This is a genomic window from Photorhabdus temperata (assembly GCF_025384845.1).
In the GTDB taxonomy this organism is placed as follows: domain Bacteria; phylum Pseudomonadota; class Gammaproteobacteria; order Enterobacterales; family Enterobacteriaceae; genus Photorhabdus; species Photorhabdus temperata.
The window spans coordinates 1-15,179 of record NZ_JAJAFX010000019.1 but is presented as its reverse complement, the minus strand read 5'-3'; the positions used below and the strand labels follow the sequence as shown (position 1 = coordinate 15,179).

The 15,179-nt window shown below is 50.4% G+C and carries 4 protein-coding genes; 2 read left to right on the top strand and 2 right to left on the bottom strand.

Features of this window, described 5'->3' with window-relative positions; translation table 11 throughout:
- Positions 1–51: 51 nt before the first annotated feature.
- Positions 52–13,881, top strand: a complete 13,830-nt coding sequence (locus LGZ99_RS24675; protein ID WP_315903482.1) for a hemagglutinin repeat-containing protein — start codon at positions 52–54, stop codon at positions 13,879–13,881.
- An 8-nt stretch (positions 13,882–13,889) separates the two neighbouring features.
- On the top strand, positions 13,890–14,309 hold the full coding sequence (locus tag LGZ99_RS09175; RefSeq protein WP_011144929.1) for an SMI1/KNR4 family protein: 420 nt from the start codon (positions 13,890–13,892) through the stop codon (positions 14,307–14,309).
- A gap of 45 nt (positions 14,310–14,354) precedes the next feature.
- On the opposite strand, the gene LGZ99_RS09170 is transcribed toward LGZ99_RS09175, so the two are convergent.
- Together LGZ99_RS09170 and LGZ99_RS09165 are read right to left on the bottom strand one after the other, a co-directional pair.
- On the bottom strand, positions 14,355–14,597 hold the full coding sequence (locus LGZ99_RS09170; protein WP_228903077.1) for a SymE family type I addiction module toxin: 243 nt from the start codon (positions 14,595–14,597) through the stop codon (positions 14,355–14,357).
- Between the two features lie 74 nt (positions 14,598–14,671).
- On the bottom strand, positions 14,672–15,070 hold the full coding sequence (locus LGZ99_RS09165; protein ID WP_036838980.1) for a helix-turn-helix domain-containing protein: 399 nt from the start codon (positions 15,068–15,070) through the stop codon (positions 14,672–14,674).
- Positions 15,071–15,179 lie beyond the last annotated feature (109 nt).

The following is a 15,179-nucleotide window of genomic DNA, read 5'->3' as shown; positions in this document are numbered from 1 at the left end:
ACAATGCTGCCAGAGCGTAGCAGATATAAAGCGTGTTAGCGGAGAAAAACAATGAACAAGCATCTGTATCGCATTATCTTTAACAAGGCTCGGAACATGCTGATGGTCGTGGCCGATATTGCTACCTCCGGGCAAGGTAGTACGGTACGCCGCCGTAGCCGTCGGCAATCATCAAAATGCCTTTGTCGGCTAACCGCGTTAAGGCTAAGTTTGTTGTTGGCAACTGGCTGCATATCTCTGACCGCACAAGCAGACATTGTGGCCGACCGACAAGCGCCGGGTAATCAGCAACCGACTATCCTTAACAGCGCAAACGGCACGCCACAAATCAATATTCAGACCCCTAGCGCTGCGGGTGTTTCGCGCAATACCTACAGTCAATTTGATATAGATAAACAAGGCGTCATTCTTAATAACAGTCACAATGCTGTCCAAACTCAACTGGGCGGTATGGTGGCAGGAAACCCATGGCTCGCTAAAGCAGAAGCCAAAATTATTCTTAATGAAGTCAACAGCATTAACCCGAGCCTGCTCAATGGTTGGATTGAAGTCGCCGGACAAAAAGCAGAAATTATTATTGCCAACCCAGCAGGTATCACTTGCAACGGCTGCGGATTTATCAACGCCCATCGCACAACACTCACCACTGGGCAGGCAATGATGGAACAAGGCCGACTAAAAGGCTTTGATATCAGTCGGGGGGAAGTGCGCATTGAAGGGCTGGGCATGGACAGCTCACAACAGAATTACACGGAAATTATTGCCCGCTCGGTGGCAATCAACGGCAAGCTACATGCTCAGGATCTGAAAGTCACTACCGGGCGTAATATCGTTGACGCAGCACACAAGAACATTGAGAAAAAATCCGCTGACGACAACGATCGCCCGAAGTTTACGCTGGACGTAGCGGCACTGGGTGGAATGTATGCCAATAAAATCACGCTGGTAGGAACAGAGGCTGGTGTGGGCGTACGTAACGCTGGTCACATTGGGGCATCAGCCGGCGAAGTACGCCTTACAACTGATGGGCAAATTGAGAACAGAGGCACAATTGCGGCTCGAGGCAATACCACAATAACAGCGAGCACAATACAAAGTAACAAAGGTAGTATTCTGGCTGCCGGTATTGATGATAAAGGGAAGGCCACGCAGCCCGGTTCGCTGACACTGAGCGCTAAACAGCAAATTCAAGCCAATGGACAAAATCTGGCAACTAATGCCTTAGAAGTACAGAGTAAAAAGATTGATCTCAGCGGCAGCCAAACCTCTGCCGACAACATTCAACTCACTGCCAGTCAAAACGAGATTAGCACCTCCAACGCCACCGTCACCACTGACCGCTTTACGGCTAAAACACCAGGCCAGTTTAACAATGATGGCGGTAAATTGGTGGCACGGGAAATTAACTTAACCACACCAGATTTATCTAACAATCAGGGGAAAATTAATCAGACTGGCAAAAGCCACCTGGTACTCAACACCCAAAAATTAAGCAACCGCGGCGGCACCCTTTTCAATGAAGGGAAACAACTGACGATCACAACAGCAAAGCTGGACAACCATCGGGGAAAAATCGCCAATAATGGTCATAACCTGAATCTGACCCTACATGAAGCGGACAACACCCTGGGAACAATTCAACTGTCTGGTGAAGGTAAACTATCACTTAACACACAACAGTGGATAGGCGATGGAGGCAATCTGCTCTCCAACGGTGAATTAGATATACAAGCCCACAACCTGCAACTGAACAAAAAAGCAGTCACTACCGCCAACAAAATTACCATGAAAGCAGACACATTGAGCCACCAGAGTGGATTAATGCAACAGAAGGGCAAAGACAAAATGTCCCTCACTGCCAATACCTTGAATAACAACAATGGCAAGATTGAAGGTAACGGCAACCTGACAATTAACGCCACTACAGTGAATAACAGCAAAGGCAAAATAATCGCTGCCGAAGAAAGCTCCTTAGATCTGACTGTCAACGACGCTCTGGATAACCGGGATGGTAGACTGAAGGCAGGTAAAAATATCCAATTAACATCAACACAGCTTGATAACAGCCAGGGTACAATTATTGCAACTGGCGGTAGCACAGAGCTAATCATCGGCAAAAACATTAAAAACGCCGACGGACGAATCGAAGCTAAAACACAACTCACCACAAAAAGTCAGGAGTTGAATAACCATCAGGGACGATTACTGGCTCAGCAGATAAACAGCCAGACAAAAGGACATAAATTCATCAATACTGCTGGGAAGGTTATTGCCCGAGAAAAACTGCGCCTAAACAGTGGTGAACTGGATAACACAGCAGGTCTGCTGCAATCCGGCAGTGACATGATAGTGAATACGCACGGACAAAAGCTGACTAACGCCAACAGCGACAACGAAAAAGGCATATTAAGCAAAGGTGAGCTGGAACTCCGTACAGGCGATATCAACAACACAGCCGGCATCATTTCTGCTAAAGGAAAAACCACCCTTACCGCCGGTAACGTTGACAACACAGACGGCAAACTGTTATCGCAGCAGATGGCAGAGCTGACCACACAGGCATTGGATAATACCCGTGGACAAATACAATCAGAGTCCACTCTGTTACTGGATACCCAAAACCAAGCCCTGACGAATACTGACAGCGGCAAAACCGGCGGTATCATTGCCAAAGATTCATTACGGATTTCCAGCGGTACACTAAATAATGATGCTGGCCTTATTCAAGGTCATGGCATCAACATTGACACCCACCAGCAAGCACTGAGTAACCAAAGCGGCAACACCGGTGGCGTTATCAGCGAGGGAACGCTGACCTTAACCACAGGTGAAATTGACAACCAAGATGGCTCGATTATTGGTACAGGAACAACAACCGTCACTGGTGGTGAATTGCACAACCAACGCGGGAAACTTGCCAGCAAAACTGGCTCCCTGACCTTAACCGTAAACAAAACCGACAACAACGGGGGATTAATGCAATCCGCTGGCGACCTGACATTGGATACGCAAGGTAGGCTACTAACCAACACCAACAGCGGTAAAGACCGGGGCATAATCAGCACAGGCAACATGAAACTGACCACCCAAGGCGTCAACAATAATGCGGGCCTGATCCATGCGGGCAAAAACCTGATCCTTGATGGGCAGAAAGGAACTATAACCAACCGTAACAGCCAACCTGATCAGGGCATACTAAGCTCAGAGAACTTAACTCTGACCGCAGATGCTATCGATAATCATCAAGGAACCGTGACAGCCAATCAACAACTCACAGTAACATCAGGAATCGTTGATAATACAGGTGGCCTGCTAAAATCCGGCTCCACCCTTTCACTCAACACCCAAGGCCAAAAGCTGACTAACGCCCAGAGCGGGGATAAACGAGGTATTCGCAGCGGCAATGACCTGACGCTAGTAACTGGTGAAATAGATAACACTGCTGGTGTGATAGATTCACAAGGCGAAACCACACTGACCAGCCATAATCTCAACAATACCGACGGCAAAATCCTCTCGCAGGGAAAGGCGGATCTGACAACACAAGCGGTCAACAACCAACGCGGACAGATACAATCCGCAGCCAGTCTGGATCTGGATACCCAACAGCAGGAACTGGTCAACACTGACAGCGGTGAAAACGGCGGGATAATAGCGCAAGATGCCTTGGAACTGACTACCGGTAAACTGATCAATGACCGCGGCTCTATCCGTGGTGATCAAACCCACATTAACACCCATCAGCAAGCGCTAAACAACTTAGCTGGCACCATAGCCAGTAAGAAAAATCTAAAACTCGATAGCGGGGAGTTAGACAGTACCGGTGGCAGGATAGAATCTGTCGGTGATATGACGCTGGACACGCATGGAGAAAAACTGACCACGGCAAAAAGCGGCGATACGGGTGGCGTTATCAGTAAAGGCACACTCACCTTGACCACAGACGAAATCGACAACCATGATGGCGTCATCATTGGTAAAGGAACAACGACAGTCACCGGTGGTGAACTTAACAACCGGGGCGGGACACTTGCCAGCGAAACCGGCGCACTGAAATTAACAGTAGGCAAAACTGACAACAACGGCGGTTTACTGCAATCTGCCGATGATCTAACGCTGGATACGCGAGGCGAACTACTGACCAACACCAACAGTGGTAAAAGCGGTGGCATAATCAGTACAGGCAATATGAAGCTGACCGCTCAAGGCATCAATAATGAAACTGGCCGGATCCATGCAGATAAAAACCTGATCCTGAATGGGCTACAGGGCAAAATAACCAACCGCAAAAGCCAGCCTGAACAGGGGATTTCAAGCCTGGGAACCCTGACTATGACCGCAGGCGCCATTGATAACCAACAGGGAAGAGTAATCGCTGATAAGCAGCTCAAAGTGACATCAACAGGAACCGTTGATAATACAAGCGGTAAAATGTTCAGCCAGCATCAACAACTGACACTGAATACCGGCGAACTGAATAACACTGGTGGTCTGCTGCGATCCAAAACAACTCTTTCACTCAACACCCACGGTCAGAAACTGATTAACACTCAAAGCGGAGATAAACACGGCATACTCAGCGGCGGTGACCTGACCCTGAAAGCAGGTGAAGTGGATAACACGGCTGGCGTGATAGATTCACAAGGCACAGCTACACTAACCAGCCAAAACCTTAACAATACCGACGGTAAAATCCTCTCGCAGGGCAAAGCAAACCTGACAACACAGACAGTCAACAACCAACATGGACTAGTGCAATCTGCAACTGATCTGGAACTGGATACACAACAGCATGAGCTGACTAATACTGACAGCGGTAAATTAGGTGGGGTTATCGCCCGGAACATCCTAAAGCTGACCACTGGTAAACTCACTAATGACCGCGGATTTATCCGTGGCGACGAAACCTACATTGACACTCAAAAACAAGCATTAAACAACCTGGGTGGCATCATATTCAGTAAGAAAAACCTGCAACTCGACAGTGGTGAACTCGACAGTACTGGAGGAACGATAGAATCTGATGGCGACATAACGCTGGATACACATGGAAAAAAGCTGACCACCGCACAAAGCGGGAAAAACAATGGCGTTATCAGTAAAGGCACACTTACCCTGACCACAGGTGAAATCGACAACCGTGATGGTTCCATTATTGGTACAGGAACAACAACAGTCACTGGCGGTGAACTGAAAAATCAGGGCGGAACACTCGTCAGCAAAACCGGTGCACTGACATTAACAGTAAACGAAACTAGCAACAGCGGTGGCTTGCTGCAATCTGCCGGTAACCTGACACTGGATACGCAAGGCGGACTGCTGACTAACATCAATAGCGGCAAAAACGGCGGCATAATCAGCACAGGCAATATGAAGCTGACCGCTCAAGGCATCAATAATGAAGCGGGCCGGATCCATGCAGATAAAAACCTGATCCTGGATGGGCTACAGGGCAAAATAACCAACCGCAAAAGCCATCCTGAACAGGGGATCTCAAGCCAGGGAACCCTGACGATAACCGCAGGTACCATCGATAACCATCAGGGGATCGTGGCAACCAATCAACAACTCAAAGTGACATCATCAGGAATAGTTGATAACACCGGCGGTACAATGGTCAGTCAACATCAACAACTGACATTGAACACCGGAGAACTGAATAACACCGGTGGCTTGTTGAAATCCGGTACTACTCTTTCACTTGACACCCACGGCCAGAAGCTGACTAACGCGCAAAGCGGGGATAACCATGGCATACGCAGCGGTAGTGACCTGACTTTAGGAGCCGGTAAAATCGACAACACCGCTGGCGTGATCGGCTCGCAAGGCGAGATCACACTGATCAGCCAGAACCTCAACAATACCGACGGTAAAATCCTCTCGCAGGGCAAAGCCTCCCTAACAACAAAAGCAGTTAACAACCAACGCGGACTAGTACAATCCGCAGCCAGCTTAGAATTGGATACCCAACAGCAGGAACTGACCAACACTGACAGCGGTGAACTCAACGGTATCATGGCACGAGATACCATGAAGCTGACCACCGGTAAACTGACCAATGATCGCGGATTTATCCGTGGCGATGAAACCCACATTGACACGCAGAAACAATCACTCCACAACAAGGCTGGCACCATCGTCAGTAAGAAAAACCTGCAACTCGACAGCGGGGAACTCGACAGTACCGGCGGAAAGATAGAATCTGCCGGTGATATGACGCTGGACACGCATGGAGAAAAACTGACTACAGCAAAAAGCGGCGACAACGGTGGTGTTATCAGTAAAGGGACGATGACCCTAACCACAGGTGAAATCGACAATCATGATGGCGTCATTATTGGCACGGGAAAGACAACCATTACCGGCGGTAAACTGAAAAACCAACGCGGGACGCTTGCCAGCAAAACCGATGCACTGGAATTATCAGTGAATGAAACTGACAACAGCGGCGGCCTGTTACATTCCGCAGGTAAACTGACACTCAATACGAACGGTCACACCCTGACTAATGAGAACAGTGACGATCAGAGCGGCATTCGCAGTCAGGATGACATGTTAATTACCAGCGGTGATTTACATAATCAAGCCGGTATTATTGCCAGCCATAAAATCGCCACACTGAACACCGCAGCGGTAAATAACACCCAAGGTACCCTGACTGGCACCCAACAAATTGAACTGACTACCCAAGCATTCAATAACTTGAAAGGAATTGTCCGGACTGATGGCAAACTGAGCCTGAACACCCAAGGTCAACGTCTGGATAATAACGGCGACAAAGACAAGTCAAGCGAATTCTCTGCCCGCGGAGATTTGAGACTGGATATCGGAGAATTAAATAACGACACCGGTTTTATTGCCGCTGACGGCAAAACCGACATCACCGGCACAACATTGACCAATAACAATGGCCGTATTGCCGGTAACGGTGGATTGGAGATTCACAGCCAAACACTCACCAACCACAATGGCACATTACAGTCGGCGGAAACCGTCAATATTGACACGAACAAGCAGCTACTGGATAACCAGCACGGCCGTATCATTGGTGATAACGGAACAACAGTGACCAGCGGCAAACTGGACAACCGCCACGGACATATTCAGGGTGGAAAACTGGTTATCGACACGGGGCAGGCCGATACTGATAATCAGGACGGCAAATTGTTGTCAACAGACACCATGGACCTTGATACCCAACAGCTCGACAACCGTCACGGACAGATCAAAGCCGTGGGTGACGCGGCAATTAACGCACAGAAACAAACGAACAACACCGGCGGTTTTATCCATGGTAACCAACAACTGGCATTAAACACGGCAAAACTCATTAACCGGGAGACTAATCACCCTGACCAAGGTACCGAAGCCCAAAACCTGATAATTAAAGCTCAACAGGTGGATAACACCCAAGGCGCATTACGGGGAGCCAATAGCCTGCAAACCATCGTCAGCCAGACACTGAATAACACGCAAGGGCTGATTTCTGGTGGAAAACGACTCACCATTGAAGACGAAGATCAGAAACTGACGGTTAACAACCAAAAAGGCACTCTAATTGCGAGTGAAAAAACCAGCATCAAAGCTGACACTCTGAGTGGTGACGGACAGGTATTATCGCAGGGCGACATGGAGATAAAGTTAAAACAGGACTTCCACAACACCGGCAACACCGCCGCCAACGGCAAGCTGTCTCTGGAAACCACAGGCAACATTATCAATGACAGCACAATTAAAGCCGAACAAGCGTACCTGGCAGCGAAAAACCTCACCAACACCCAAGCTGCGGAAATCAGTGCTGGGAAAACCCGCGTCAACATCCGCGACACACTGACCAACACGGGACTCATTGACGGCGAACTCACCCATCTGACGGCCAAAATACTGAACAACACCGGTACCGGACGTATTTACGGTGACCGGATAGCCTTCCAAACAGGCACGCTCAATAACACCGCACAGGATGGCAAGGCTGCGGCCATTGCTGCCCGGGACCGAATGGATATCGCCACCGGTATCCTCAACAACAGTAACCATGCACAAATTTACAGCGTGGGCGATATGAATATCGGCGGACAACTGGATGAGAACCTGACCGCCACCAGTCAAGCTGGCCGACTCAGCAACCATGCGGCAACCATCGAGGCCGGGCGTAACCTGGGAATTAATGCGGCTATTATCCGCAATACCAACGACCGCTTGGTCACCCAAGTGGTAGAAACGGAGAAATCCCAACGTCATGAAGCTGTGTTGAGCGGCCACACCACCCGCTATGACTGGTCTGAAGTGGATATTTCCTACAAAAACAGACACGGCGTACACACCGCTGTGATGCCGGACGGTAGCGACGATAATAAATTTTACGAGTACCAATATACCCGTACCGTCACAGAAACCCAGATAAAAGAGAGCGACCCAGGTAAAATTCTGGCTGGGGGCAACATCACCCTAAATAGTACAATGCTAACCAACAACGACAGTCAAATCGTGGCTGGCGCAATACTGGGGGGAAATATTGACGAACTGCACAATAACTCAACCAAGGGTGAACGTATCACCGCAGATGAAGGCAACCAAATCCGTTGGTACCCCAAAAAGAAAAAACGCCGACTAAAAAGGAGCAAAAGATCCCAGGGAAAAAGCTGGAGCGATTATCGCCCGGCACCGATAACCGAAACCATTGACCTGAAAGCACTGGCTTGGCAGGGCAACACCCGCCCTGACGCTACGGGCATAACGATCAGTGACCGGCAAACAGGCAGTGTTCAGAGTGCACCAGCCGGGATTAATCTGGTCTCAAGGATGGCAGGCGCAGGTGATGTCACACTCACAAATGCGACTATCAACGCCATCACACTCAGCATCCCAACGCAGACTGACGACCGATCATTGCAGGCTAACGACCGGGGAACTACCGTGTCTATCCCAACGGAGACAGTCACGCTACCGAACAGGGACATACTGGTTGATCGCCCGTTATTTTCCCCTACGGGCCAACAAACTGAGCTGATATTGCCATCCGGCACAGTGGCACTGCCGAACAGAGATGCCCTGACTGAACACCCAACGCTTTCACCTACCAGTCAACAGACTGAGCGGGTGCGACCACCGGACACCATCACATTGCCGGATAGCGGCACACTGGCTGAACGCCCACTCGTATTACCGACCGGCCAACAATTTGAACTGGCATTGCCGCCTGACACCGTCAAAGGACAGACAGTCGAACCGCTTATCCGCATAGTCGCTCCGGAGACCCGCCTGCCGGATAACAGCCTGTACATCGTGCAACCGGGTAGTGACAGCCACTATTTGGTAGAAACCGACCCCAAATTCACCCAGTATAAAAAATGGCTGGGCACAGATTATATGCAACAACAGCTCACCAATGATCCGGCACTGGCCCACAAACGCCTGGGAGACGGGTTCTACGAACAACGTCTGGTACGTGACCAAATCACCCAGTTGACCGGACACCGTTATCTGGCCGGTCACAACAATGATGAAGCCCAGTTCAAGGCGCTGATGGAAGCCGGGGTCGCCTTCGGCAAACAGCAACAACTGACCCCGGGTATCGCACTGAGTCCAGCGCAGATGGCCCTGCTCACCTCGGACATTATCTGGCTGACCAACCGGACGGTGACCCTGTCGAATGGCTCCACCCAGACCGTGACCGTACCGCAAGTCTACGCCCGGGTGCATAAAGGCGACCTGACCGGAGATGGCGCTCTGCTCTCTGGTCACAACGTCATACTCAATAGCCGGGGTGATATCACCAACAGCGGTACCATCAGCGGACGCGAAGTGACCCAACTGACCGCTAACAATCTGACCAACAGCGGCTTTATTCAGAGCGGCAAGGTTGACTTAACCGCCCGGCAGGATATCACCAACCGGGGTGGCAGCATTCAGGGACAAGATAGAGTTTCCGCGCTGGCAGGCCGGGATATCACCAGCACCTCTACCTTGCGCGATGACAATGTTAACCGCTGGTTGGACCGCCCCGCGGGAATTTATGTCCAGAATGACAACAGTACCTTGTCGCTGAAAGCCATCAACAACGTCCAACTCACTGCCAGTGAAGTAAAAAACGCTGGTAAAGACAGTCAGACAGAGATAACGGCAGGTCGTGACCTGACACTGGACACCCTGCGCACCCGCCGCACCGAAAACGGTGACTGGGGGAAAGACAACTACCGCCATTTGACGCAAGAGCACGATATCGGTAGCCAGATAACCACCGCCGGTAACTTGGCACTACGAGCCGGCAATAACCTCAATGCTACCGCCGCTAACGTAAATGCCGGTCAGCAACTGACGGCTCAGGCCGGGAACAACCTCACACTGAACGCCGGTACCGCTTCATCAGACTTGGTCGAACATAGCAAACAGACCAGCAAAGGCTTGCTCTCCAAATCGTCAGTCGAAACCCACGACGAAATCCATGAGCGCCGGGCAGTAAGCACCACCCTGAGCGGGGACAGCGTCACCGTACAGGCCGGCAAGGACCTGAACATCATCGGCAGTAACGTGGCTGGCACCCAGGATGTCAATCTGGCCGCTGGCAATCAGCTCACTGTCACCACCGCGGATGAAGCCCGTCACGAGACGCACCTGCGGAAGGAGAAAAAATCCGGCCTGATGGGGACCGGCGGTATCGGCTTTACCGTCGGCAAAGCCAGCCAAAAATCCACCACTGACATCGACAGCAATCTCAGCAAAGGCAGCACCGTCGGCAGCAGCCAGGGCAATGTCACGCTCAACGCGGGAGAACGGCTCAACGTTCACGGCAGTGATGTGGTGGCGGGCCAGGATATGACCCTCACCGGTCAGGATGTCACTATCACCAGCGCGGAAAACAGCCATACCGCTATCTCCAAAACAGAACAGAAACAAAGCGGTCTGACCGTGGCCCTGTCCGGGACAGCCGGCAGTGCTGTGAATACCGCCGTTCAGACCGTTAAGGCGGCCAGCAGTGAAAGTGACAGCCGGCTCAAAGCCTTACAGGGCACCAAAGCCGCCCTCAACGGGGTCCAGGCGGTTCAGGCCGCCCGACTGGCCGATGCCAAAGGTGGTGACAACAAAACTAACAACAACCTGGTGGGTATCAACCTCTCCTACGGCAGTCAGTCCTCCCGTTCAGAGCAGAAACAGCACCAGACCACCCAACAAGGCAGCAGCCTGACCACCGGGGATAACCTCAATATCACCGCCACCGGCAACGACACTCCTGACCAGAATGGCGATATCCGTGTTCAGGGCGGTCGGTTGCAGGCAGGCAAAGACTTGCAACTCAATGCCAACCGGGATATTCAGCTGACCTCCAGCCAGAATACCGAACAGACCACTGGCAGCAACAGCAGTAGCGGCGGCTCACTCGGTGTGGGCTTCACCGCCGGACCGGGTGGCACCGGCCTGAATGTCTCCGCCAGCGTCAACTACGGCAAAGGCCGTGAAAGTGGTGACGGCGTCAGCCATAACGAAACCACCCTGGATGCCGGACAGAACGTTACCCTCAACGCAGGCCGGGATGCCACTCTCAAAGGCGCACAGGTCAGTGGCGAGCAGATTACCGCGGATGTGAAACGCAACCTGACGCTCACCAGCGAACAGGACAGCAACCGCTACGATATGAAGCAGCAGAACGTCAGTGCCGGCGCCAGTGTCACGGTCGGCCCTCAGACTGATGGGACACTGAGTCTCAATGTCGGCCGCGACAAAATCCACAGCAACTTCGATTCCGTGCAGGAACAGACCGGGCTGTTTGCCGGCAAAGGCGGCTATGAGGTGAAGGTGGGCGAACATACCCAACTTGACGGCGCTGTGATTGCCAGTACCGCAGACAAAGCCAAAAACACCCTTGATACCGGTACCCTAAGCTTCGGGGATATTCAAAACAAAGCGGATTTCAAAACCGAACACCGGAGCGCCGGATTCAGCACCGGCGGACCGGTAGGGAGCTCATTGCTGAGTAATCTGGCCTCCAATACCCTGGGGGGAGCGAATAAAGAAGGCCATGCTCAAAGCACCACTCATGCGGCAGTCAGTGACGGCACGATTGCTATCAGGGATAAGGACCACCAACAGCAGGATATCACCACCCTGAGCCGCGACACGGATAATGCCGGCAATGCATTAAGCCCTATCTTTGATAAAGAGAAAGAGCAGAAACGACTGAGACAGGCACAACTGATTCGGGAAATCAGCGCACAGGTGATTGATATTGCCGGTACTGAAGGGTCTATTATCGCCACCAAAGCCGCCAACGCGAAAATGGCGAATATCAGCGAGCAGGACAAAGCAGACGCCAGAGCGAAACTGGCGAAAACCAGCACTCTCCCTCCAACTGAGGATGACATCAAAAACCAAATCTACAACACGGCTTACAATCAGGCATTAAATGATTCTGGCTTTGGTACCGGTGGTAAATACCAGACCGCCTTACAGGCCGCAACGGCAGCCATTCAGGGACTGGCAGGCGGGAATATTGGTCAGGTACTGGCCGGTGGCGCCTCACCGTATCTGGCCGGGGTGATTAAGGATATGACCACTGACCGGCAAACGGGTCAAGTAGATGTTGCCACCAATACGCTGGCCCATGCGATTCTGGGAGCGGTGGTTGCGGAAGCTAGTGGTAACAATGCATTGGCGGGTGCCGCCGGTGCCGCTTCCGGTGAACTGGCCGCTCAGGCACTGATGAAGCATTTTCATGGTGAAGATGTTAAAGTCAGTGACTTAAGTGAAGAGGAGAAGCAGACTATCAGCACCCTCTCCACTCTCGCCGCCGGACTGGCAGGCGGAATTGCAGGAGACTCTACCGGCAGCACGGTCGCTGGTGCCCAGGCCGGGAAGAATGCGATTGAGAATAATGCGCTGGCCTCCCGAAATCTGGGCGATTGCCGCACGCTGTCACCGGAAGCGTGCGGCAAGGCCAAAGAACTGAGCCAGCGGATTCTGGATAAAGGTCTGCCGTCGGTTGAAGACATGCGCGGTAAACTGGCATCGTGTCAGGATGACAGTTGCCGTAAAGGGGTTTGGACAGAGTACCGGCAGGCCAGTGATGCAACTATCAACAGCCTGAAACAAATGGCGTTGAATGGTGAGTTGAGCCGCGAAGAGCTGGCCTTTATCAACCATGAGTTGGGTAAAGAACTGGCGGTATCGGGATACCGTGCCAATGACAAGCTAGGCCGTTCAGAGCAGAGCAGCTGGTTAAATGGCGGCAGCGGACCACTTTCTGGGTTCTTTAACACAGAACTGCGCCAAAAAGAGCTGGAAAAATCGGGCTTGTCCAAAGCGGATGCGGCGCAATATGTGAAGGAAGAGCAGCGTAACCTGATGTTGTTGGAGACTGCGGTCGGGGCTATTGGGGGAGCAGCCAGTAATAAGATACAGGCGAAGCCATCATCTGTATCATCAAAAAGTAATGTTAATAAAAGCGTTCCGGCGGAAGCTACTCAAGTACAGCCTAACCAAACGGCTAATAAATCAAGTACAACAACACAGACAGATGTCGCAAAATACTTTGGCCAGGACAGAAAATATTGGTCGGCTGAACCAGTTCCCTTTAAAGGAAATAAGGTTTATCAACGAAATGACTTGTTTGATCCAAGCCGTATTGATCCTAAATCAGGTAAGACAAACGTAGAACTTATGAGAGCTGGTAGAGCACCTATCGGTAATGATGGGAAACCTGTCAATTTACATCATATGTTACAAAAGCAGGATGGACCTATAGCTGAGGTAACGCAGAGTTTTCATAAGGATAATCATAAGGTCATACATATAAATGATAATAGTATCCCCTCAGGTATTAACCGCTCGGAGTTTAATAAGTGGCGTTCTGATTATTGGAAACAACGAGCTAACGATTTTAAATAGGGTTACGTATGAATACTAAACTTAATGATGTTATTGAAGAAATCGAACGCTTATCAGATGGTCAAAGAAATGATGTTGATTTGCCAGATGATGAATTAATTTCTCAGTATGAAAAAGAAATTGGTTTCGAATTTTCAAATGATTATAAAGAGGTTTTAAAAAAAATAAGTAATATATTCTACGGAACTATAGATTTGTTATCTGTTACCCGTGATAAAAAATATTATGGAGAACTGTCACAAGCGTTAAGCGATGCAAGAGAGCAAGGGCTACCTGAAAATTTGCTCCCGATCTGTGAAGATAATGGCAGTTATTATTGTATTGATTATGATGGAAAAATTAAGTATTGGACGCTTGATGGTTATAACGAGGAAAGTTGGCCTGATCTTGCTAGCTGGATAAAGCAAGTATGGATAGAAGGTAATTAGTCATGCTAAAGCTCCCAGCGCTTGGCTGGGAGCTTTTTTGAGCCATCAGCTGTTCTTAACGAGCCGAATAATCAACTGTCCGTGCTCAATACTGACCTGCACCGGTTGCCCGGTGGCAAAGCCCGCTTCTTCCAGCCAGTTACCTTTAAGATGCAAACTGGGGTGCTGGCTGTAATAGCGGGTCATGCCAGTGTGGCGGTCGGCGTGACATCGGCTGATATAGCCGACTTTATAGCGGCGTTGCGCTTTCGAACTGCCTGAATTTACATTACAATCGCGTTCAGCCATAAATCAACTCCTACATAGTTGGTTGTGTGGTCAGCGGCTATCATGAGGTGCGAACTCATGGTAGCCGCGTCATCTCAGCGCTTGGCGCTCTTCATAACAACTTTTTCCATCATTGACTTGGTAACAAAACTGTCAATCACCATAATCAACGCCTTTTGCTCCTCATCGGATAACGAATCAGCCTGTTGCCAGAGTTCATGCAATATGTGGTTACGTATCTTCACATCTTTGCTGGTCTCGCGGCGGCCAACCAGTTCATCGAGAGAAACCTGTAAAACATCAGCCAGCTTAATCAGGGACTCCAGTTGAGGGACGATGTGTCCCCGCTCCCAGCGGTTATACACTCTGGGCAGTACCTCAATCATCTCGGCAAGCCGTGATTGGGTTAATCCCCGAGCTTCTCTGAGCATCTTAAGCCGTTCAGAAAATACGGACATATCAATACCTGTTTGCAAAACACAAATGTCCGCCATTGTACCCCTTCCTTTTTAGCTGGCTGTTGTAAAATCTCTTTAATGCGATTATTATATATCGCAAACATGTCTATTGACAAGGTTCAAAAGGAAAGACTTATGACCCGCA